This is a genomic window from Paenibacillus gyeongsangnamensis (genome assembly GCF_027533625.1).
Lineage (GTDB): Bacteria > Bacillota > Bacilli > Paenibacillales > NBRC-103111 > Paenibacillus_G > Paenibacillus_G gyeongsangnamensis.
In genome coordinates this window covers 56,229-78,983 of sequence record NZ_JAQAGZ010000023.1, presented here as the reverse complement: position 1 = coordinate 78,983, position 22,755 = coordinate 56,229, and the positions used below count along the sequence as shown (strand labels likewise).

The following is a 22,755-nucleotide window of genomic DNA, read 5'->3' as shown; positions in this document are numbered from 1 at the left end:
TTATCCCCGAAGCTCCTCCCCCATCCCCCGCTTCGACCGCCGAAGCAAGTAGGCGAAGAAGGGAGCCCCCAAAAAAGCCGTCACTACGCCAAGCGGTATTTCGGTCGGACTGAGAACCGTGCGGGCCAGCATATCCGCGATCACGACGTAAGCCGCGCCGCCCAGCAGCGATAGAGGGAGCAGCAGCCGGTAATCCGGACCGACCAGCAGACGGAGCAAGTGCGGCACGATTAAGCCGACAAAAGCGATCACGCCCGACACGGACACCGCCGCAGCCGTAATGAGCGTGGAAGCGATCAGTACTACCAGCTTCGTCCGCTCCACATTCACGCCCAAATACGCCGCCTGACGCTCTCCGACAGCAAGCAGATTCATGGAGCGCCCGAAGCCCAGCAGCACGGCCGCCCCAATGGCCAAATAAGGCAGCAGCACCAGCGTATAAGACCATCCCCGCAGGGCGAGACTGCCCATCGTCCAAAAAATAATTTCATTAATCACTGTCTTCGATAATGCGACCATCAAGGACACGAAAGCACCGAGGAAGGCCTGCATCACGACTCCCGCCAAAATCACGCTCTCCATCCGCAGCTTTCCCTGCGTACGGGCTAGCAAAAGCACCGTAACGAGCGAGGCCGATCCCGCAGCGAAAGCGACGACCGGTACCGTCCACTGGCCGAGCCAAGCAAACTGAAAGCCGAACAAAATCAGAAACGCCGCACCCGCCGACGCTCCGGAGGATACACCGAGGGTATACGGGTCCGCCAAGGGATTGCGCAGAACGCCCTGGAAGGAAGCGCCCGCTAGTCCTAGCGACGCGCCCACGAGCATACCCAGAATGACCCGCGGCAGCCGCACCTTCCATATGATTTGCTCCGCCGCTTCGCTCCACTTCACCGGTATCCCATCACCAACAAGCGGCAAATGACGAAACACCATGCCCCACACCTCTCCGAACGGAACGCGGACGGTGCCGACGGACAGCGCCGCTGTCGAAGCAAGCAGGAGCAGAGCGAACAACGCGCTGCCCCATATCCAAAGCCTTCGGTTCATTACTTCACCAATTCCGGATAAATGCCCTTGGCGATATCCAGAAGCCCCGACGTAATGCGCGGACCCGGGCGGCTCGTCGTATCCTTATCGACCGGAGCCAGCCTGCCGTTCTTCACGGCATCGATTTTGTCCCAGCCGCTGCGCGTGCGAATGATTTCGTCGATCGTTTTATTGCTCTTATCGTCCTTTATGCCTGCCGGATACAGAATCACCTGTGGGTTGTCGGCGATGACCTTCTCCTCGCTGAGCTGCACGTAGCCCTTCTGGTCCGCGGCAACGTTGATGCCTCCCGCAATGCTGATGAGCTCGTCCAGAAACTCGCCTTTGCCGACCGTCCAGCCCGGAGAAAATTCAATGAACACTTTTTTCTTCTGCTCCGGCTTCAGGTTCTGCACGGCATCCTGCACCTTCTTCAAATCCGCTTTCATGGAAGCGACGAGCTTCTCGGCCTGGTCCTGGCGGTCGAAGATTTGTCCCAGCGTCAGCATATTGTTCATCACGTCGTTCACCGTCTTCGGCTCGACCTTGTACATATTGATCTTCAGCTCACGCAGCTTGTTGACGGTGTCAGCCTTCATCGATACGCCGGTCATGACCAGATCCGCATTCGCGGCGATGAGCGCTTCCTCGTTCGGCTTCACGATGCTCCCGAGCTTCGGCTTCGCTTTCGCTTCCGCCGGATAGTCGCAGAAGTCCGATACGCCGACGACTTTGTCGCCGAGCCCAAGCGCGAACAACGTTTCGGTTTCCGCGGGCGACGTCGATGCGATGCGCGCAGGCGCCTTCTCGAACGTGAACTCCTTGCCCGTGGCGTCCTTCACCTTCAGCGGGTAGGTCGTATGCCTCCCCGCCGGAGCGGCCGTTCCCGCTCCTCCGGCAGCCGTACCGCTATCCGCCTTCGGCGGATCCTTCAGCTCCCCTTGCTTCGGCGTTGCCGTTGGTCCGCCGCAGCCTGCGGCTACAGCCGTCAGCGCCAGCCCCAAGACGGCTGCAAGCAGCCGTTTTTTACCGTTTCCGTTCCATCGTTTCTTTCCCTTCATGCTCCCCGATCGCTCCTGACTTTGATATTCTCCCCAAGCCCATCCATACCGTCCCGCGCAAAAAGCCCCCCGCTCTTCCGAAGAAAAGCAGAGGGCTTCGAATCCGAAGGCGCCGCAGCAGCCCTTAGGCCGCAGCATCCGCCATGGATGCGCGTTCTGCTCCTTTTTTCCTCGAAAAGGGCCGCTTGTCGTCTTCGTTCAGGCAGGTTTCCTGGCTCACGGGGCTTGCTTGCTCTTCGCCTTCCCATCCGGATTCCGGACAGTGGCTGCCTGAAGAACAACCCGTTACACAGTGGCGGGACCGCGCCGGATTTGCACCGGCTTCCCTTTTAACCCGCGGCGCTGAAGCCGGGGCACCCGAACGACTATTCAGTTAAACCGGCAGCGGAAGCTACTGGCTCTTCTCGGCAATCCGCTTCATAACCTGCTTCGACTTCTCCTTATCCGGAGCGTTAGCCGGAATGAAGGCTACCAAATCCTTGCCGTTTAGCTTTAAATCCGTAAACCATTTCGTTTTTTCGAGCGGAATCCCGTACAGATGCTTGCCCTGCGAAGGCTTGCCTTCCTCCTTCAGCTCCAGCACCCCGTCCGGATAATCATCCGCTCTGGTCACGTCGTCCAGCGCGATGTACCCTCCCTGATTCCCGAGCGTTTTGAACTGGTCCATCGGCAGGATCAGAATCCCGTTCTCCCCGGCCGCAATTTCTACGACCATCTTTTCCATCGAGAACATCGGCGTCGTCACGACTTGTATGGTCGGTGCCGTACCGAGCTTCGTCTGCAGCGCTTGCTGCAGCTTATCGCCGACTTCATTCGGAACCCCCTGCGGGCCCATCATGAAAATCGTCACATCCGCCTTCGGCCCCCCGCATCCCGCAAGCATAACGATGAGAAGCAATCCAAGCAGCAGCTTTCCCCGCATCTCCCCAAAGCTCCTCCTTCATGCCACCGGCGCTTTCACGCGCCTTCAGCCCATTCTATCTATTAGTCTAGTTTACCATAAACTTCGTTCATCTTTCAAAAAAACGATACATTTCTTCATACACAAAAGCCCCGCTTCCAGGAAGGAAACGGAGCCGGGATGCCGACGCTTATTTTGCAAAAATATGCTTGCCGATCTTCACCGTCTGCGGCCGGGACCAAATCCACTGGCTCGTGGCCGTGTCGGGATTAAAGTAATAGAGGGCATGGTACGTCGGGTCCCATCCTCTCACCGCATCCAGCGCCGCCAAGTAAGCGGTCCGGTCCGGCGTCAGCCAATATTGGCCGTCCGACACGGCAGTGAAGGCTCCGGGCTCGAACACGACGTCCCGGATATTACCGGGGAATTGCCCGGACTTGATGCGATTCATGACGACAGCGCCGACGGCGACTTGTCCCGTATAGGATTCGCCCCGCGCTTCGCTGTAAATCACATGGGCCAGAATATCCATTTCGGCCTGATTCAAGGAATATTTTTTTAGTAGGGCCCAGGTTTGTTTCCCGACCACTCCGTCGGAGGTCATGCCGTAATCCCGTTGAAACCGGGCTACGGCCGAGGCTGTACGGGAACCGTAGACGCCGTCCAGCTTATCGGGATAATAACCCAATGCGTACAACCGGTACTGCAAGTCCCATACGTCTCCGCTTACGCTTCCTTGCTGCAGCACGGCGGCAGCGGCGGCCGGTTGGGAGGGGAGAACCGCGCCCAAGAAGCAGATCGCAAGTAAGATGGCTAGTACATTGCGTAGTTTCATAGTATCCTCTCCTTTGGTTACCGATTATAAGGGGGCAACCGGGGACCTTCAACCTACAGTTAATGGTACTTGACACGGAGAGAGACAAAAAAAGGAAGCCGATCAAGCCCGGCTTCCTCGTATGCTGTTCATATATTCGTTGATCTTCTTATCCAATTCCATGCTGACTTCGACGACCTGGGGGGATGTCAATCGGTTTCCATTCTGCACGAGCTGCTCGAGCTCCTGGCGCAGACAGTAAATTTCATCTTCCAAAGATACGGCAGACGAGGCGCTTTTACGTTTTCCAAAAAACCACTTCGCCTTCTGGTCGTTCTCTCGAATCCAACCGATTTGAAACCCATGCCGAAGCTGATATTCCGGAAAAGCCACTCATCATCCCTCCCACTTCATATCTTTAGACCCAGCCCTGTAAGGAATCTCATAAACTATAAATATATGAAACTTCCTTACTTCTAAGATACCAGTTTTGGAAGACATTGAAAATGGCTATTTTTGTCGAACTTACAGAGATTTAAGGAATTTGCCAATTCTTTCGATCGCTTGTGTCAATTGATTGACCGAATAGGCATAGGAAACGCGCAGAAAGCCTTCTCCGCCCATTCCGAATACATGTCCCGGCACCGCTGCAACCTTGGCCTCAGTCACAAGCCGCTGAGCGAATTCCTCCGAACTAAGACCTGTGGACTGAATGGAAGGGAACGCATAAAAGGCGCCCTGCGGCTCATGGCACTCCAGACCGATGTCTCTGAACCCCTTGACAACGAGGCGGCGGCGCTGATTGTAGGACTCCATCATCCGATCCTTCTCCTCAAGTCCGTTCTTAAGCGCCTCGAGAGCGGCTACCTGCCCCATGGACGGAGCGCACATGATCGTGTACTGATGAATTTTCAGCATAGCCGAGATCAGCTCGCGGTGACCGCAGGCATACCCCATCCGCCATCCCGTCATGGCAAACGCCTTGGAAAAACCGCTCACCAGAATCGTGCGGTCCCGCATGCCCGGCATGAAGGCGAAGCTGACATGCTTGTTGTCGTAAGTCATTTCGGCATAAATCTCATCGGAAATGACGATCAGGTCATGTTCTTCCACCAGCTTCGTGATCGGCAGCCAGTCTTCATAAGTCATGATCGCGCCCGTCGGATTGCTCGGGTACGACAGGATCAGCACCTTCGACTTCGGTGTGATGGCCGCCTTCAGCGATTCGGCCGTCAGCTTGAACTGGTCCTTCGCGAACGTCTCGATGCCGATGGGGATGCCGCCGCCGATCCGCGTGATAGGGCTGTAAGATATATAGCAAGGCTCGGGAATCAGAATCTCGTCCCCCGGCGTGATGAGCGCGCGGAGCGCGAGGTCGATCGCTTCGCTCCCGCCTACCGTTACGATCACCTCGCCTTCCGGCTCATATTTCACCTGGAAAGAATTGTACAAATATTCGGCGATGGCCTCGCGAAGCTCGTAAATGCCCGCGTTCGGCGTATACTTCGTATTGCCCCGTTCCAACGAATAAACGCAGGCGTCGCGCACATGCCATGGCGTGCTGAAATCCGGCTCGCCGACGCCGAGCGAGATAATGTCCTTGCTCCCGCTGACCAAATCAAAAAACTTGCGGATTCCCGAAGGCGGGATCTCCCGAACGAGAGGAGCCAAATAATCGCTCATCGATTTGGTCCTCGGCTGCTCGGTTTGTTTCTGCTCTAACATCTGTTCCTCAGCGTCCTTTACGGTGAGATCAGGAGCCGGCGGTCATCCTCGTGATCCTCGAAGATGATGCCGTCCTGTTTATATTTTTTCAAAATAAAATGCGTCTTGGTGGAGAGCACCCGATCGATCGGAGACAGCTTGTTGGAAACGAACGAAGCGACTTCCTTCAGCGTCTTGCCCTCGATCTCCACGAGCAGGTCGTATGCGCCGGACATCAGGTATACCGACTTCACTTCGGGATATAAGTAAATGCGCTCCGCAATCGCATCAAAGCCGCGGCCGCGCTCCGGTGTAATTTGCACTTCAATGAGGGCAGTGACTTTCTCGTTGTCCACCTTGGCCCAATTCACGACGGTCGCGTATTTAACGATCACGTTCGCCTCTTCCATCTCGCGGATCGCCTCCGCCACTTCCGCCTCCGATGCGCCGAGCAGGGTCGCAATGAGAGCCGGTGAACGGCGTGCATCTTCCTTGAGCAGCTCGACGATTTTCATTTTGAATTGTTCCATGGATACGCCTCCTTTTAGATTAACTTGCTCAAAACTTATTCCTCCATATTACACCCATATCCCCGACTTTTGCAAAATAAAGTTGACCGCGCTTGGACCGCTCCGTTTCCCGCTCGGCGCACCGCCGCAACGCAAAAAGAGCCTTCCCGCCCGTCAGCGCCGAAGGCCCCTATCCTATGATATTTAACCGGCCCGATTATACGTTCTGGACCGCTAGCAGCTTCTTCATATAGGCTTCAATGTCGCGACCCCGGTAATCCGGCATCACGGTGAATTGAAAGCCTGCGGCTTCCCCGTAACCGCAGCTCTTCGCCACGCCGCCCAAGGCTACGAGACGCTCCTGGTCGTACGCGGCAATCACTTCCGTACATTGGCAGAAAGCTTCGTACACCGGAAGATCGGCCGGCGTGTCTCCGGACATGGATTCCATCAGCTGCCGAAATTGCTCTGCCTCCGGAAGCGCTTTTTGCAGCGCGATCATCATTATCCGTCCCCTTCTTTCGTCTTAAGTTTCTACATTTATTATTATACATTACAATGAATATTTATTCAATACTTTGTTTTCATTTTGTCTGGATTGGCGCGCCACTTTTTGCTGATTATCGTCTTAAGGATAGTCCAGCGGACATAATAAAGAAAGAAGCCCCTTTTCAAGAGAGACTTCTTATATACAGTAAATATGCAAGCTTGTTTAATTTGTTTAGCACGACGGCCAATCAAAAAATCCCCATGCTCAAATACCGCTCTCCCGTATCCGGGGCGATGCACAGCACGCGCTTGCCTTTGCCGAGCCGGCGCGCGAGCTGGATCCCCGCCCAGACGGAAGCGCCGGAGGACGGCCCGACGAGGATCCCCTCGCGGCTTGCCAGATCACGCGCCGTTTGCAGCGCATCGTCGTCCGAAACTTGAACGATCTCGTCGTAAACGCCGGTGTTAAGAATGGCGGGGACGAAGCCGGGGCTCGTGCCTACCAGCTTGTGCGGGCCCGGCTTTCCTCCGGACAGAACGGGCGAGCCCTGCGGCTCAACGACCACGATCCGGATGCCCGGGAGCTTCTCGCGAAGCACCTCGCCCGTCCCGGTAATGGTGCCTCCGGTGCCCGAGGTTGCCACGAAAGCGTCCAGCCGGCCTTCCATCTGCTCGATGATTTCGAGCGCGGTCGTCGTCCGGTGAATGTCCGGGTTCGCCTTATTCTCAAACTGCTGCGGAATGAAGCTGCCTGGGATTTGCCCCTTTAGCTCCAGCGCCTTCCGGATCGCTCCCGGCATCCGTTCCGCGGAGGGGGTTAGAACGACCTCCGCGCCGTAGGCCTTCAGGATGTTGATGCGTTCCTTCGTCATGTTGTCCGGCATGACCAGAATCGCTTTATAGCCCTTAGCCGCCGCGTTCATCGCCAGGCCGATGCCGGTATTGCCGCTCGTCGGCTCGATGATCGTCGCCCCCGGCCGCAGCAGTCCGTCCTTCTCCGCCTGCGCGATCAAATTGTAAGCCGCGCGGTCCTTGACGCTGCCGCTCGGATTAAAGTACTCCAGCTTCACGTACAGCTCGGCATCGTCTTCGCCCAGCAGCCGCCGAATCCGTACGGCCGGCGTCTCTCCTATCAGCTCCGAAATGCTGTTCACCATTTTTCTGCGATTGTTCATCTGTACCTCGCTCCCTTCTAAACCCGCCTCTAAGGCTGTCCGTTCCCTTGTATTCCCTACCATTGTAGCGGGTGCCCGGCGAAAGTCAAGGGGAACCCGGCTTAGACCGCTTCCGCGCTCATTGCAATCCCCCCGTTGATGTGATCCTGCAATGTAGTATATCGGCCGATGAGGCGACTAACTGCAGCACAAAAAACAAGCCCTCTCCCTGTACCGGGAACGCGGCTTGCAACGGAGACCCCTATACGGCATGTACCTTGCGCATAAAATACCATGCCGCCAGCGGCGAGCTGCCGATGGCGAGCAGCAGCCAGTTCATCGCAGCCGGCGACCTTGTGAGCGAAACGGCTGCAATAAACAGGGCCGTTCCGACGATTCGGCCGGCATTGAGCGCCAGCTCCCGCAGCACAATGTATTCTTCACGCCGCTTGGCGCTCTCCGGATCGCCTCCGATGAGATCGAACACCGTCGAAGTCATAGGAATGCCGTACAGCGGGAAGAAAATTCCGACGCCGATCCCAAAGACAAGCAGTGTAAAAAAGTTCACCTTCCAGAAAAAAGGAACGATCATAAGCACCAGCATAACGGCTCCGACCAGCATCGCGATTCTCCGGTGCTTCGGCTTCAGTAGTCTTCCCGCCGCCATGAAGCTCAGCAAAGCCACAGCCGACGTAATCAGCGAGAAATTGCCCAGCTTCGCTTCGTTTCCCGTATGCACGTAGACCAGCAGCGCGATCATAAAGCCGAACACGCCCTCCCGCATCCCCTGCGCCGCCAGCGCAAGACCGACCGTCCGCCATGCGCCGTCCTGCTTCAAGCACGTCCAAGGAAGACGCCAATCATACATTCCTAGGGACTTCCGTTTCTTCAAGAAGAAGCTGACGATTACGCCAAGCACAAAGACCGCTACCGAGATGGAAAAGATGAGGCGGTAGCCCGTCTCCGCCCGCAGCCGTACAATGAGCAGCCCTGATATCCAGGGCGCGAGCATGCCGGCGCCCGAGCCGAGCAGTCCGGCCCAGCCGTTGAAGCGGTCTCTGTTATTGGGACCGGTGACCTCAAAGTAAACGACGTTAAACGCCAGCCAGAAAAAGCCGGAGGACACGCCCTGAACGATGCCGAGCACAAGGAAATAATCGGCGGACCGTTCGCCGAACCACAGCACGAGCGTGTAAAAGACGGCGGCAACCGCCACGCCCGCCCGCAGGCAGTTCATCTTGTTATGCTCCTTCACCCACTTGCCCGCCGTCCAAAAGGTGAGGGCCATCATCACATGATGGACCAGCGTAAACCAGCCGATCAGGGCGAAATCGTGCCTGGCCTTCCACAGGTACACGTTAACGAATGTGCCGGATAACGCGTTCGCTGCGGCAAACAAGCCATGAACCGTTAGCAAAAGCCGGGACTGGCCGGTCAGCGGAGCGCGGCCCTTCTTCGGCTTATGTGCCCCCTCTTCCCGTCCTTCCCGGCTCAGATCAAGCCACTCTCGGGCTTGGCCGCCGTCACGGGGTCCTCTCCCGTGGGGCGGAAATGTTGTGTTTCCGGAATGCATGCGCTCACCTGGTTCTTAGAATGTCACCTGTTAAGCTTCCCCGATCGGTGAATTTCAATGTCCCCAGGAAGAAAAAGGTAGCTGCGGAGATGTAACATCCCCGCAGCTTCCTAATATTGCCGATCCCGCGTTACTTTGCTTGCTTCAACAGCTCGATCATTTCCAGCCGGTCCTTCTCGCTGAGCAAGGTGTCGACCTTGAAGCAGGAAGGGCACACATAGACCTGAGCCGTAAAATTCGCCCCGATGAGCGGCGACTTCACCGACGCATGAATGAACGGAACAAAGCTCTCCGGCGCGGCCTGCGTGCCGGCGAGAAGCATAAAGCTGCGGCACGAAGGGCATTCCGGCGCTTCCTCCTGGCGATCCAGCACATGCTGTACCGCTTCTTCATACGTATCCAGCGAATTCGGCTCCAGCTCGTCGTCGTAGTACTCGTCGTTCTCTTCTTCCTCGTCCTCGTCCTCGTCGAATTCGATGGACTGCCCCACCGGCTTAACCTTCCATTGGATGCTGCGGTACTCACCCAGTTCGTTAAAGCAATGGGGGCACGTTTCCTCCGGCCCGAGCTCGGGATCCCATACGATCTCGGTTTGACACCACGGACAAACCAAGTCACTCGATTGCGACACGCTGCCTTCCTCCTCCGCGGGCGTTTATACCGGATCTCCCCGTACGCCCGGTTCAAGCAAACTTAATAAAATAGTAAACGCCTGCAATCAAAAAAACAAGAGCAAGCGCAAACAAGGTGCCCCATAAATACTTCAAAGCCCGCTTCCTCCTTCGTTACAATAAGCCAGCCTGGCGAACCGTCCGGCGGCACGAATCAAGTCACGCTGGCGCCGATCACGTAGGAGAGCGAGACGGAAATCACCATCGCGATAAATCCGACGGCGCGGTTATCATTCTGAATTTGCTCGTCGATCTTGAAATATGGCGTCAGAAATTCAAAGATAAAATAAGCCGCAAGCAGCAAGATAAAGCCGTAGCCCGCCCAGATAAGGGAATGCAGGAGGCTGTCATTGTTCAGAATGGCAAACCGGAACAGGTTGCAGATCCCGAAGATTTTGCCTCCGGTCGCCATGGCCACGGATAAATTTCCCTTCTTGATCTCTTCCCAATCTTTATATTTCGTTACCAGCTCAAAAATCGTCAGGAATACGACCAAGGCCAACACCGCGATCGAAAAAAATGCTAGCGTTTCCACATAGGGATTGCTTAACCAACGGTCCACCTCGTCATTCATCATCATCCAGCCCCCGCTCTCACCTTGAATGCGTGAAAACAACCGAAGAGACTGAGGGTCTTAAGCCCTCAGTCTCTAGGTCGAACAACGCGGGACTCAGGCGTATTCATGCCTGAAGCACCGCAGCGTCCATTTGCTATTCAGCCTGCTTCTTGGATGCAAGCTTGGCGCGAAGCGCAGCCAGCTCATCTTCGACGCCGTCGTTCTTGCCCAGCGAGTTCAGCTCGTCGTCCAGGCTCTTGTTCTTCGAACGCAGCTCGTTGCTCGCTTCCGCCTCGGCTTCCAGCTGAAGCACTTTCTCGCTCATGCGGTCGAAGCCCTTGGCTGCGTTATCCGTGCCGAAGCCGGACATCGCTTGGTTGATCTGCTTCTGGGCCTTAGCCGCTTCCGCGCGGGCCACCAGCACTTCCTTCTTGTTCTTCAGCTTCGTGAATTCGTCCTTCATCTCGGACAGCTGAGTGCGAAGACGGTCCGCGTTGGCCTTCGCCGAGTCATACTGATTCTTCATTTCGTCATAACGGGTTTGATGCTCTTTCTTATCCTGCAGCGCGCGGCGAGCCAAGTCCTCGTTGCCGGACTCCAGCGCCTTGAGCGCTTGCTCTTCCCGCTTCTGCACCATTTCCTCAGCTTCTTCGTACTGCTGCTTGAATTTCTTCTCGATAGCAATTTGCTTGGCGACCGCAGTTTCCGCCTCGTGAATGTCCTCTTCCATGTCGCGGAGGAACTGAGCCAGCATCTTCACCGGATCCTCAGCTTTGTCCAGCATGTCGTTGATCGAAGCCATCGTCATATCGCGAAGCCGTTTGAAAATTCCCATGAATAAATCCTCCCAAAAATGGTTTCTTATTTCTTATTGTTCAGCCTGCAGAGCCAGGAACATCGAAGTTTACATTGTTTATATACGAAGCGGAAAGGGCAGAGTTTCACTCCGCTCACAAAATTTTTTTCTATTTCAACTCCGCTACCGTGACGCCCGCTCCGCCTTCGTTGTAATTGCCCATGCGGTAGCTCTTCACGTGCTTATGCTTGCGGAGATATTCCTGAATGCCGGTGCGAAGGACGCCGGTGCCTTTGCCGTGAATAATGTATACCTGACCGAAGTTGGCAAGGAACGATTCGTCTAGGAACCGGTCGACCTCCATGATCGCCTCCTCGACGTTCACCCCGCGGAGGTCCAGCTCCATCTTGGCGTCCTCGTCGCGGGTACGCTTCAGACTGGACGTAACCTTCGGCGCCTGCTTCTGGGCGGGAGCCTGCTTCACCAGCTCCAAGTTCGCCTTGTTCACTTTCATCTTCATGATGCCGAGCTGAACGCTCGCTTCCTGATCGTTCACGAGCTCCACGACGAAGCCGCGCTGTCCGAGATTCGTCACGAGCACTTCATCTCCCGGCCCGATTTGCTCCGCCCTCTTCTTCACGGCCGCCCCGGGCTGTTTCGAGCGAAGCTCCGGCACGGCATTGTTCAGCTTGCGTTTCATCTCGCTGAGCCGATGGTCCTTGACGCCTCCGGCCTCTTCGCGCTGGATGCGTCGCAGCTCGGCAATGACCTCCTCGGCCTCGCGCCGAGCCTTGGCCACCGCCTCCTGAGCCTCGCGCTCGGCACGCTGCATCAGCTTGTCGCGCTGCTCCTCGAAGCGCTGCCGCTCCTTGGCCAGCTCCTCGCGCAGCGTCTCCACCTCGCGGCGCTGCTCCTCGGCGCTCATCCGCTCCGCCTCCGCCTGCAGGCGGTTCTCCTCCAGCGTCGCAATCATCGACTCGACGCGCTTCTCCTCTTCGCCGACTTGGCCGCGCGCGTGATCGATAATCGATTTCGCGAGACCGAGCCGTTCGGCGATCGCGAAAGCGTTGCTTCGTCCGGGCACGCCGACAAGCAGCCGATAAGTCGGCCGCAGCGTCTGTACGTCGAATTCCATGGAAGCGTTGATGACCCCTTGGCGGTCGAAGGCATAGGCTTTCAGCTCGCTGTAGTGGGTCGTGGCGATGATGCGGCAACCCATCTTATGAATGTACTCCAGGATGGAGATCGCAAGCGCAGAGCCCTCGGCAGGGTCCGTTCCGGCTCCGAGCTCATCGAGGAGCACGAGGCTTTTGGGCGTCATGTCCCGCAGAATCCGGATAATGTTCGTCATATGGCTGGAGAACGTACTGAGGTTCTGCTCGATGCTCTGTTCATCGCCGATGTCGGCATAGATGGCGTCGAAGACACACAGCTGGCTGCCTTCCTCGGCCGGGACGAACAGGCCCGACATCGCCATCAGCGAGAGCAGTCCGACGGTCTTAAGCGAGACCGTCTTTCCTCCCGTATTCGGTCCCGTTACGATGATCGTGCTGTATTTGTTTCCGAGCTCCACATCGAGCGGTACGACGGCCTCCGGAGCGATTAGCGGGTGACGTCCGCGCTTCAGCTTCAGGAAGCCGCGGTCGTTCATGAGCGGCAGCGTCGCTTTCATTTCGCGGGCGAGGCCGGCTTTGGCAAAATGAAAATCGAGATGGGAGAGCGCATCGACGTTCGCCAGCAGCGGATCGGCCGATTCCGCGACGATCGCCGTCAGGGCGAGAAGGATTTTCTCCACCTCGACCTCTTCCTTCAGCTTCAGCTCCCGCACGCGGTTATTCAGCTGAACGACGGCTTCCGGCTCGATAAACAGCGTCGCGCCCGAAGCGGACTGGTCGTGAATCATGCCGCCGAAGCTGGCGCGGTATTCCTGCTTGACGGGAATGACGTAACGGTCGTTACGGATCGTAACCAGGTTATCCTGAAGCATCTTCTGGATCGAGGGCGTGCGCACCATCTGCTCCAGCCGTTCCCTTGCCCGGCCTTCGCTCGCCCGAAGCTCTTGGCGGATTCTCGCCAGCTCCGGGCTGGCCGAGTCAGCTACCTGCGCATTGTCGTCGATGCAGCCGCGGATCCGGTCCTCGACCGGCTTCAGATCGGTAATCCATTCCGTGATGCCGAGCAGGAGCGGAATCGGATAATCGTCACCTACGGCTTCCAGAAACCGTTTCAGCCGCCGTCCGCCCTGCTCCGTCATGGCAATGTCGAGCAGCTCCGCCGGGTTCAGCATGCCGCCGATCCGGGCGCGGTGCACCGCCGCGCGGATATCGCGGATGCCGCCGAAGGGGGCGCCTCCTTTTAACCGGTCTACGTTAGCCGCCTCATCCGTCGCCTGCAGCCGTTTCTTCACTTCTTCAAGCTCGCCGCTCGGCTTCAGGCCTTCCACCAAGTCCTTGCCCATGGAAGTCGAAGCGTGTGCCGCGCATTTATATAGAATGGAGCCGTAATCGAGTGTCGTTAAAATCTTGGCGTTCATTGCCTTGTTCGTATCCAAACCGCGAACCTGCCTTTCTTTCTTAAGCCCGGCGGCTTGATGCGCCTAGCTTTCCTTATTTATTATATCCAAGTCTCCCGCTTAAAGCTATGGTCCGCTCCCTAAGCATTCCCATTCATAAACCGCCCCCCGGCGGACAACACTATGTTGTGCACCGAATCAAAAAGCTGTGAAGCATGATCCGGGTTGAATATGAAGGAGGGACAGCCAACATGCGTTTGCTGGGACATCTGATCAGGTTTATTGTTTCCGCGTTGATGCTGATCGTCGTCAGTTGGATCGTACCGGGCTTCACCGTCGGCGGCTTCTGGAGCGCGTTCTTTCTCGCCCTTGTCATTGCGGTGGCCGCTTGGGTCATCGAAGGCATCTTCGGCAGAAGAATTACGCCGTTCGGCCGCGGGATCGTGGGTTTTATCGTCAGTGCGCTGGTTATCTGGCTCGCGCAGTTTATCGTAAGCGGCGTGTCCACAAGCTTCATCGGTGCGCTTCTGGCCGCTCTGGTCATTGGGATCATCGACTTGTTCATCCCGATCAAATCGCCGTTTGAACAGGGCGCCCGCGCCAAGAGCAAGTAGGTCCGGGAAGAAAACCAGCCGCGAGCCTTCGCAAGCTGGTTTTCTTTTTGCCCAAATGCGGATAATAAGTTGTACATCGCAGGCGCTCGCTTCACTTGTATGCTAGAATAAAACCTCCTATCCTGCAAGGGAAAGGATGAGTCTGATGAAAAATATCCGCGAAATGAACGAATGGCGTTGGCTATGGATTGCGTTCGGCTTGTTTACGGCACTTACATACTGCGTGACTTCGATGGGTTTACCGTAATGATTCGGCAGCTCTTGCAGGGCATGGATACAAGAACGGATCACCTTGGAATACCCGTGATGCCCTGATTCGCCAAACGGATTTCCTGATCTTAAAAAGGGTGCTGACACCCCGTCACGAAGATTTCACCAGACCTTCACCTGGCTTTCACTGCTCTGTCACCGCTTTGTCACCGCAACCTCCGCTCCGATTGTGTATGATGGGAAATGTAAATCATTCCAATTTTCACATCAGCTCGGAGGGGATTCGCTATGAAGAAAATGATCGTATGGGCATTCGCCGCTTGTCTTATCTTCGCTTTGTCCGCTTGCGGCAACAAAGAGACGCCTCAAGCATCGGCGCCGTCCACAGGCGCGGCGGCAGGCAGTACCGCCAGCGGCTCGGCCGGAGGCAGCGCAGGCGGAGCACAAGAAGTGAAGCTCGTCGCTACGAACTTCCAGTTCGACCAAAAGGAATATCACGTGAAGGCGGGCTCCGACGTAAAGGTTTCGCTGGAGAACAAGGAAGGGCTCCATGGCGTGACCATCAAGGACTTCAACGTGAAGCTCGACAACAACACCAAAACCGCTTCGTTCAAAGCCGATAAGCCGGGCACTTACGACATTATTTGCGCGATTCCTTGCGGCTCCGGTCATTTGAACATGAAATCCAAGCTGGTTGTGGAATAGTTCCGCTTATGAAGAAAACCATGGCTCCGCCTTGAATAAAGGCGGGGCCTTTTGGTTTTGCCGGATGCTTTCCATCCTCTGTTATGCTTAAAGTATATTTTCCTTACATAGAGGTAGGAATAATGAGGAATCAGATGCGGTTGGATGGAAAAACAGCGATCGTCAACGGCGCGGGAACCGGCTTGGGCCGGGCCGTCGCTCTGGCGCTGGCCGCCAAAGGCGTACGCGTGTTGATCTGCGGCAGAAGGCCGGGGAAGCTGGAAGCGGTGGCCGCAGAGATTGCCGCCGCCGGCGGAACGGCATGGGCCGTGCCGGCTGACGTCAGCCGGGAGGAGGCTGTCCGCATGCTGGTCGCCCGGAGCGCAGAACGATTCGGGAGTCTGGATATCGTGATCAACAATGCGGCAGTATTCGAGCCGGGCCGTGTCGTCGAAACGTCGTTAAAGGACTGGAACGAGCAGATTGCCGTCAATTGACCGGCGCGTTTCTGTTGACCCGCGAGGCGCTGCCTTGGATGCGCAAGCAGAAGAAAGGGCACATCGTGAACCTCCGGGCGCTACTAGTGAGCCTAGGTTCGGTCGATGTACCCGGAGGTTCACTACCACTCGGCAGCACGCGGTTGATACGCTGCTAGTAAACCTAGGTTCCTTTGTAAAGAACCTAGGTTCACTAGGGGCAAGGCGTCGGCCATATTGCGAGCGGTAGTGAACCATCGGGCGCTACTACTCAGTGAGCCTAGGTTCGCTCGATGTACCCGGAGGTTCACTACCACTCGGCAGCGCGCGGTTGATACGCTGCTAGTGAACCTAGGTTCCTTTGTAAAGAACCTAGGTTCACTAGGGGCAGGGCGTCGGCCATATTGTGAGCGGTAGTGAATCTCCGGGCGTCACTAGTGAGCCTGGGTTCGCTTGACGTACCCTGAGGTTCACTATTACTTGGCAGCATACGGTCGACACTCCGCTAATGAATTTGGGGTATGTCTGAACAAAATTACCCTGAGCACCTGGGGCGTCAAGGTATTTTTTAAAATAGTCTTAAATCTTCACTTTGGAGGAGGAATTCAGCTCCGTTTTCTCCCACAGCTCCTGCAGCTTGCCCGTCACAAGCGGCGTATGCTCCAGCAAATAAGGGGCCGTTACCGATTGTTTCAGAAGCCGCTGCGCCGTATCGTTCGGCACGACGGTCATCACGTAAACGGCTACGACGATCAAGAGCGACGCTTCCACAAAGCCAAGGAGTGCACCGCTCCATTGGTTGATCAGCTTAAGGCCCGGAACCGAGGCCAGCCAATTCAGCAGTCTGCCCGCTACGCTGAACGCCAGCTTCACGCCGAAGAACAGGATCGCGAAGGCTAGGCCGTTGTAGACATACGTATCAAGATGAAGACCCTTCGTCAGAAACTCGTACTTCTGATACGTTTCATATCCCGACAGCGCAAGCGTGTCCCTGACCAACGGCGCCAGCTTGTCATAGAAGGCGAAGGCGGCCAGATATGCGATGAACAACCCTACGAAAGAAATAAGCTGTCCAACGAAGCCTCTTGAATATCCAAGCACCGTACCGGCCGCCGCAATGACGAGGACGGCCCAATCCAATCCGTTCATGTCGGGTCTATTCCTTCTCTACGAGCTCAATCCACTCGTTATACTCGTTCTGCAGCTTCTCGTATTCGCTCTTCAGCGATTCGAGCTCTTGGAATACCTGCTCGGCCTTTTCCTGATTCTGGGTATAATCGGCCTGCAGCGCCTTATGCTGATCCCTCTGCTGATGAAGCTCGTCCTGGAGTTCATTGTAAAGCTCGACCTGCAGCTCCAGCTCTTCCTTCTGCGCTTCCAGCTCCCGTTTCAGCTCAGCTGCGCGAGCCGACTCACGGTCCAGCTCCTCAATTCGCCTAGCCTGCGCGGAGAGCCGCTGCTCCAGCTCGCTGCACTGCTCCTGCCGGGCGTTTTCCCGCGTCTCGAGCGCGGCGCACTGCTCCTGCAGCGCCCGGCCCAGTTCCTGCGCCGCATCGCGTTCCTGCTGGAGCGAAGCCAGCTCCGCTTCGCGGTCGCCAAGAATCCGCTCCAGCTCGGCCAGCTGCGCCTGCAGCTGATCCGCCGCCTGCAACGCGCGGGTCTCCTCGCGGCGCAGCCGCTCAGCGAGCTCGTCATGCTGCCCCTGCAGCTCATCGTAGAGCTCGACCTGCAGCTCCAGCTCTTCCTTCTGCTCGCTGAGCTTCCGGCGGAGCTCGTCGGAGAGCGAGGCTTGCTCCTCGCTCCGCTTCTGCCAATGACTGCTGCTCTCCTGCAGCTGCAGATTATAAGCCTGCTGCTGCCCGAGCTGGCGCTCGAGCGCTTGGCCCCGCTGCTCGCGTTCCGCCAGCTCGTGCTGTAACTCGGCTTCGCGGGTTTGCAGCGCCTCCTCCAGCTCGGCGATGCGGGCCGCCTGCGCCTCGGCCTGTTGCCGGGCATGCGCGCGTTCCGCCTCCAGCTGCCGCTCCAGCTCGGCGCCGCGCGCTCCGCTGCTCTCCTGCAGCTGACGGTGCTCCGCCTCCAGCTCACGGTACAGCTCCAGCTGCAGCTCGAGCTCCTCCTGGCGGCCGTTGTACAAGCCGCGCAATTCGTCGAGCTCGGACTGCAGGCTGTCGCCATGAAGCAGCAGCTCTCGGCTCTTCTCCAGGTGCTCGCCGAGCTGCCCCTGCAGTCTGCGCTTCTGTTCTTGGTGCTCCGCCTGCTCGCGCTCACGCTGACGCTCCAGCTCCGCAAGCTGTTCCTGCAGCTCAGCTTCACGCGCCGCCAGACGCTGCGACGCCGCTTCCGATACCTGGCGCACCTGTTCCTCGAGCTGCCCGAGCAGCTCGGATTCGCGCTCCGCCAGCCTCCGGTCCGCCGCTTCCGCAGCCAAGTTCGCCTGCCGATGCGCTTCCGCCAGCTCCGCTTCACGCGCTTCCAGCCGCTGCGACGCCGCTTCGGCGGCGGCGGCCGCCTGCAGGCGAGCTTCCGTGAGCTCCAGCTCCAGACTTTCCGCCTGCGCCTTACTCTCTTCCTGCAGCTCATTGTACAGCGCCACCTGCAATTCCACTTCCTGCTGCTGGGCGTTCAGCTGCTCCTGCAGTTGATCGAGCTGCTCGCTCAGCTCCGCATATTGCCGTTCACGCTCGGCAAGCCGCTCCGCGGACTGCGACCGCTCGTCGTGCGCTGCCTGAAGCTGCCGCTCCAGCTCACTCTTCGCCTGCTCCAGCGCGCCCAGGCGCTCCGCCTGCTCCGCAGACGCCTGCGTCCGCTCTGCCGCCTCCGCCTCGAGCATGCGCACCAGCTCCTGCGCTTCGCCAAGCTCCTGCTCCTGCTCGCCTGCGCACCGCTCCAGCTCACGCTTCGCCTGCTCCAGCGCGCTCAGGCGCTCCGCCTGCTCCGACGCCGCCTGCGTCCGCTCCGCAGCTTCCGCCTCGAGCATGCGCACCAGCTCCTGCGCTTCGCCAAGCTCCTGCTCCTGCTCGCCTGCGCACCGCTCCAGCTCACGCTTCGCCTGCTCCAGCGCGCCCAGGCGCTCCGCCTGCTCCGACGCCGCCTGCGTCCGCTCCGCCGCTTCCGCCTCGAGCATGCGCACCAGCTCCTGCGCTTCGCTCAGCTCTCGCTGCTGCTCGCCGGCTCGCTGCTCCAGCTCTCGCTTCGCCTGCTCCAGCGCGCTCAGGCGCTCCGCCTGCTCCGACGCCGCCTGCGTCCGCTCCGCCGCTTCCGCCTCGAGCATCCGCACGAGCTCCTGCGCTTCGCTCAGCTCTCGCTCCTGCTCGCCTGCCCGCCGCTCTAGCTCACGCTTCGCCTGCTCCAGCGCGCTCAGGCGCTCCGCCTGCTCCGACGCAGCCTGCGCATGCTCCGCCGCTTCCGCCTCGAGCATCCGCACCAGCTCCTGCGCTTCGCCCAGCTCTCGCTCCTGCTCGCCTGCGCGCCGCTCCAGCTCTCGCTTCGCTTGCTCCAGCGCGCCCAGGCGCTCCGCCTGCTCCGCAGACGCCTGCGCATGCTCCGCCGCTTCTGCCTCGAGCATGCGCACCAGCTCCTGCGCTTCGCCCAGCTCCCGCTCCTGCTCTCCCGCACGCCGTTCCAGCTCCCGCTTCGCCTGCTCCAGCGCGCTCAGGCGCTCCGCCTGCTCCGCCGCCGCCTGCGCATGCTCCGCCGCTTCCGCCTCGAGCATCCGCACCAGCTCCTGCGCTTCGCCCAGCTCCCGCTCCTGCTCGCCTGCGCGCCGCTCCAGCTCCCGCTTCGCCTGCTCCAGCGCGCTCAGGCGCTCCGCCTGCTCCGCCGCCGCCTGCGCATGCTCTGCCGCTTCCGCTTCCAGCCTCCGTACCCGCTCGCGCGCTTCGCTCAGCTGCTCCTCCTGCTCGCCGCTCAGCTCGAGCAGGCCGTTCAGCCGCTCGCGCGCTTCCGCCAGCTCCGTGGCGAGCGCTTCGCTGCGGGTCTTCAGCTCGCTCGCGAGCCCCGACTGCTTCGCCGCTTCCGCTTCCGCCTGCGACTTCGCCGCTTCGAGCGACGCACTGCGCGCTTCCAGCTCCTTGAGACGCCTCTGTTCGGAGGCCAGCTGCTGCTCCAGCTCCTTATGTACCTCGCGGAGCACCTCCAGCTCCTCGCGCGCCTGCTCCAGCTGCTTCAGCCGCTCCCGCGAGCCTTCCACCTCCTGCTGCATGCGCGCCCACTCGTCGGCCATGTTGACCGCAGACAGCACGGCGATCTTGGGCAGATCGAGCCAAGCATTGGAATCGGCAATGCGGTGCATCTGATCGTTCACAAGCGCTACTACGCTTTTTATATGAGAAGGGCTGGAATTGGATACCAGCTTGTATTGGGTACCGTAAATATTGACGGTCATCCGGACTTTGTCTTCACCGTTCACGATAGCTGCTCCCCTTTCCAGAACAAAAAAAAGATTCTCCGTATCCTACATAATTCGATACGGAGAATCCTTTTCCTGCTGTATCCTATAGACTTTTGTCCTGAATTGGGAACGTTTTCCCCACCAATTATTTCCTCAGTTCGGCACCGTATCCGGACTCCAGGGCCGCGACTACCTTACCGTGCAGCTCGCTGACTTCCTCGTCCGTCAGCGTGCGCTCCGGCGTGCGGTACACGAGCGAAATCGCCACGCTCTTCTTGTCCGCGCCCAGCCGTTCGCCGGTGTAAATATCGAACACCTGGATCGACTCCAGCAGCTCTCCCGCCGTGGCGCGCGCCTGCTCGAGCAAATCGCCCACCGCTACCTTGCGGTCCACCACCAGCGCCATGTCGCGGCTGATGGCCGGATAACGCGGCAGCGGGCTGTAAGTCAGCTGCTCGTCGGCCAGCTGAGCCAGCACGTCCAGCTCCACCTCAAGCACGAACGTATCGGCCAGGTCCTTCTGCTGCTGCAGCGCCGGATGAAGCTGCCCGATCACGCCGAGCACGACGTCCTTGCCGTCCGCATTCACGACGATTTGGGCCGTACGGCCCGGATGGAAGCCTTCCGGCGCAGCAGCGACGTAACGGACGCCTTGAATGCCGAGGTAATCGGTCAAGCCCTCGAATACGCCCTTCAAATCGTAGAAATCGACCGGACCCGGCTTGCCCGTCCAGTGCAGCTCGCTCCGCTTGCCCGTAAGCAGCGCCGACAGCAGCAGTTTTTCCTCGGGAAGACGCGTGAGTCCCGCTTCCTCGGTAACGAATACGCGCCCGATCTCAAAAATCGCCACGTCGTCCGTATTCCGGTTCCGGTTATACAGCGCGACGTCCAGCAAATGCGGTACCAGCGAGGTCCGGAGCACGCTGCGCTCCTCGCTCATCGGCATGGCCAGCGCTACCGGCTTCGCCGACTTGAACGCGCCGCCGAATTCGCGGATCTGGTCCGGATGCGTGAACGAATACGTAATCGCCTCATGCAAGCCGCTGTTCGTCATCAGCGTCCGGGTCAAACGGCGGATCCGCTGTTCTTTGGTCAGCGCGCCAGGCGTCGTCTCGACGTTCATCAGCGTCGTCGGGATGTTATCGTACCCGAACAGGCGGGCCACCTCTTCAATGAGATCGACCACGCGCGTAATGTCTCCGCGGCGGCTAGGCACGTGTACAAGCAATCCATCCTGCTCCAGCGTCTCCACTTCAAAGTTCAACCGGCCGAAAATCGACTTCACTTCCTCCACCGAAAGCTCGGTTCCGAGATAGCTGTTGATTTTGCCGACCGTAATTTCGATCTGCACCGGCTTGTGCTCTCCGGACCTCGCTTCGACGATGCCGGACGCCACTTGCCCACCCGCCAGCTCCGCAATAAGCGCAGCGGCGCGGTTCAATGCCGGAATGACAGCCTCCGGGTTCACTTCCTTCTCGAAACGCTGGGACGCTTCCGAACGCAGTCCAAGCTGACGCGACGTCTTGCGGATCGTGCCGCCGTCGAACTTCGCCGACTCGAGCAGGATGCGGGTCGTGCCGTCGGTCACTTCCGAATTGAGCCCGCCCATCACGCCGGCGAGGCCTACCGGCTTCGTGCCGTCGGTAATCAGCAGCATGTGCGGCTCGAGCGTGCGCTCCACGCCGTCCAGCGTGACCAGCTTCTCGCCTTCACGCGCCATGCGCACGTCGATATGCCCGTTTGCGAGCGTGTCGGCGTCGAACGCATGCAGCGGCTGGCCGTATTCCAGCATCACATAGTTTGTGATATCGACGATGTTGCTGATCGGGCGAATGCCTGCCGCCATCAGACGATTCTGCATCCAGAGCGGCGACGGTCCGATCTTCACGCCTTCGATCAGGCGCGCCGTATAGTGGGAGCACTGCTGCTTAGCGGTGATTTCGACCGAAATCCGATCCGCCGCTTTTACGCCGGATGCTCCGTTCTCTTCTGCTTTCTCCGCATCCGGCAGCTGTACTTCGCGGCCCAGAATGGCGCCGATCTCGTAGGCTGCGCCCAGCATGCTGAGACAGTCCGAGCGGTTCGGCGTCAGGTCGAGGTCGAGCACCTCGTCATTGATCGCGAGTACGTCTAGAATGCTCTCGCCGATCTGCGTATCCTCAGGCAGCACCAGGATGCCCTCCTGAATTTCCTTCGGCAATAGCTTGTCGTTCAGCCCGAGCTCCTTGGCGGAGCAGATCATGCCTTGGGACTCTACGCCGCGCAGCTTCGCGCGCTTGATCACGAGACCGTCCGGCAGCTTCGCGCCGACGAGGGCCACGGGCACCTTTTGCCCCGTCGCTACGTTCTTCGCTCCGCATACGATCTGCAGGTCCTCGCCCTGCCCGGCGTCTACGATACAAACGCTGAGCTTATCCGCATCCGGATGCTTCTCGCGCGATTTGACGAAACCAACGACGACGTTCACGACGCCTTTATTGCGATTCTCTACGATATCGACTTCAATACCGCTGCGGGTCAGCTTCTCCGCCAGCTCGGAGGCGGTGTTTCCGCTCACGTCCACATACTGTGACAACCATTGATAAGATACTTTCATCCCCGTTCACGCCCCT

The 22,755-nt window shown here is 58.5% G+C and carries 20 protein-coding genes and 1 riboswitch; of the genes, 3 read left to right on the top strand and 17 right to left on the bottom strand.

Annotation, left to right across the window (positions count from 1 at the left end):
• The 14 genes from O9H85_RS29130 to O9H85_RS29065 all read right to left on the bottom strand — a co-directional run bounded on the left by O9H85_RS29130 (window position 1) and on the right by O9H85_RS29065 (window position 13,790).
• Window positions 1–1,050: a FecCD family ABC transporter permease gene (locus O9H85_RS29130; protein WP_269884914.1), complete on the bottom strand. Its 1,050-nt coding sequence runs from the start codon at window positions 1,048–1,050 to the stop codon at window positions 1–3.
• Complete coding sequence (locus tag O9H85_RS29125) at window positions 1,050–2,090, bottom strand: ABC transporter substrate-binding protein (RefSeq protein WP_269884913.1); 1,041 nt, start codon at window positions 2,088–2,090, stop codon at window positions 1,050–1,052. The genes O9H85_RS29130 and O9H85_RS29125 overlap by 1 nt, the downstream gene beginning before the upstream one ends.
• 184 nt (window positions 2,091–2,274) lie before the next feature.
• Window positions 2,275–2,466, bottom strand: a riboswitch (cobalamin riboswitch).
• Between the two features lie 15 nt (window positions 2,467–2,481).
• Window positions 2,482–3,012 carry a type 2 periplasmic-binding domain-containing protein gene (locus O9H85_RS29120; RefSeq protein ID WP_269884912.1) on the bottom strand — a complete coding sequence of 177 codons (531 nt, stop codon included), beginning with the start codon at window positions 3,010–3,012 and terminating at the stop codon, window positions 2,482–2,484.
• A gap of 169 nt (window positions 3,013–3,181) precedes the next feature.
• Window positions 3,182–3,826, bottom strand: coding sequence for a spore cortex-lytic enzyme (sleB, locus tag O9H85_RS29115; RefSeq protein ID WP_269884911.1), 645 nt, complete (start codon window positions 3,824–3,826; stop codon window positions 3,182–3,184).
• Window positions 3,827–3,928: 102 nt separating this feature from the next.
• Window positions 3,929–4,198, bottom strand: coding sequence for an aspartyl-phosphate phosphatase Spo0E family protein (locus O9H85_RS29110; protein ID WP_269884910.1), 270 nt, complete (start codon window positions 4,196–4,198; stop codon window positions 3,929–3,931).
• A 132-nt stretch (window positions 4,199–4,330) separates the two neighbouring features.
• Window positions 4,331–5,530, bottom strand: a complete 1,200-nt coding sequence (locus O9H85_RS29105) for an aminotransferase class I/II-fold pyridoxal phosphate-dependent enzyme (RefSeq protein ID WP_269884909.1) — start codon at window positions 5,528–5,530, stop codon at window positions 4,331–4,333.
• A gap of 17 nt (window positions 5,531–5,547) precedes the next feature.
• Window positions 5,548–6,039, bottom strand: coding sequence for an Lrp/AsnC family transcriptional regulator (locus tag O9H85_RS29100; protein WP_269884908.1), 492 nt, complete (start codon window positions 6,037–6,039; stop codon window positions 5,548–5,550).
• Window positions 6,040–6,235: 196 nt separating this feature from the next.
• Window positions 6,236–6,523, bottom strand: a complete 288-nt coding sequence (locus O9H85_RS29095; RefSeq protein ID WP_269884907.1) for a hypothetical protein — start codon at window positions 6,521–6,523, stop codon at window positions 6,236–6,238.
• A gap of 232 nt (window positions 6,524–6,755) precedes the next feature.
• On the bottom strand, window positions 6,756–7,682 hold the full coding sequence (cysK, locus tag O9H85_RS29090; protein WP_269884906.1) for a cysteine synthase A: 927 nt from the start codon (window positions 7,680–7,682) through the stop codon (window positions 6,756–6,758).
• 241 nt (window positions 7,683–7,923) lie between these two features.
• Window positions 7,924–9,234, bottom strand: coding sequence for an MFS transporter (locus tag O9H85_RS29085; RefSeq protein ID WP_269884905.1), 1,311 nt, complete (start codon window positions 9,232–9,234; stop codon window positions 7,924–7,926).
• A gap of 130 nt (window positions 9,235–9,364) precedes the next feature.
• On the bottom strand, window positions 9,365–9,865 hold the full coding sequence (locus tag O9H85_RS29080) for a hypothetical protein (RefSeq protein ID WP_269884904.1): 501 nt from the start codon (window positions 9,863–9,865) through the stop codon (window positions 9,365–9,367).
• Between the two features lie 194 nt (window positions 9,866–10,059).
• Complete coding sequence (locus tag O9H85_RS29075) at window positions 10,060–10,482, bottom strand: DUF350 domain-containing protein (RefSeq protein ID WP_409348220.1); 423 nt, start codon at window positions 10,480–10,482, stop codon at window positions 10,060–10,062.
• A 133-nt stretch (window positions 10,483–10,615) separates the two neighbouring features.
• Window positions 10,616–11,296, bottom strand: coding sequence for a PspA/IM30 family protein (locus O9H85_RS29070; protein ID WP_269884903.1), 681 nt, complete (start codon window positions 11,294–11,296; stop codon window positions 10,616–10,618).
• 130 nt (window positions 11,297–11,426) lie between these two features.
• A complete protein-coding gene (locus O9H85_RS29065; RefSeq protein WP_269884973.1) occupies window positions 11,427–13,790 on the bottom strand; it encodes an endonuclease MutS2 in 2,364 nt (787 codons plus the stop codon).
• A 230-nt stretch (window positions 13,791–14,020) separates the two neighbouring features.
• On the opposite strand from O9H85_RS29065, the gene O9H85_RS29060 reads away from it, so the two are divergent.
• The 3 genes from O9H85_RS29060 to O9H85_RS29050 all read left to right on the top strand — a co-directional run bounded on the left by O9H85_RS29060 (window position 14,021) and on the right by O9H85_RS29050 (window position 15,774).
• Window positions 14,021–14,383, top strand: coding sequence for a phage holin family protein (locus tag O9H85_RS29060; protein WP_269884902.1), 363 nt, complete (start codon window positions 14,021–14,023; stop codon window positions 14,381–14,383).
• 498 nt (window positions 14,384–14,881) lie between these two features.
• Complete coding sequence (locus O9H85_RS29055) at window positions 14,882–15,298, top strand: cupredoxin domain-containing protein (RefSeq protein ID WP_269884901.1); 417 nt, start codon at window positions 14,882–14,884, stop codon at window positions 15,296–15,298.
• Window positions 15,299–15,420: 122 nt separating this feature from the next.
• The gene (locus O9H85_RS29050) at window positions 15,421–15,774 is read left to right on the top strand and encodes an SDR family NAD(P)-dependent oxidoreductase (protein WP_269884900.1); all 354 of its coding nucleotides are present in this window, start codon (window positions 15,421–15,423) and stop codon (window positions 15,772–15,774) included.
• A gap of 558 nt (window positions 15,775–16,332) precedes the next feature.
• Here O9H85_RS29050 and O9H85_RS29045 read toward each other — a convergent pair.
• The 3 genes from O9H85_RS29045 to pheT form a co-directional block, all read right to left on the bottom strand.
• Complete coding sequence (locus O9H85_RS29045; protein ID WP_269884899.1) at window positions 16,333–16,902, bottom strand: CvpA family protein; 570 nt, start codon at window positions 16,900–16,902, stop codon at window positions 16,333–16,335.
• 7 nt (window positions 16,903–16,909) lie between these two features.
• On the bottom strand, window positions 16,910–20,161 hold the full coding sequence (locus tag O9H85_RS29040; RefSeq protein WP_269884898.1) for a cell division protein ZapA: 3,252 nt from the start codon (window positions 20,159–20,161) through the stop codon (window positions 16,910–16,912).
• A gap of 127 nt (window positions 20,162–20,288) precedes the next feature.
• Window positions 20,289–22,739 carry a phenylalanine--tRNA ligase subunit beta gene (gene pheT / locus O9H85_RS29035; RefSeq protein WP_269884897.1) on the bottom strand — a complete coding sequence of 817 codons (2,451 nt, stop codon included), beginning with the start codon at window positions 22,737–22,739 and terminating at the stop codon, window positions 20,289–20,291.
• Between the last annotated feature and the right edge of the window lie 16 nt (window positions 22,740–22,755).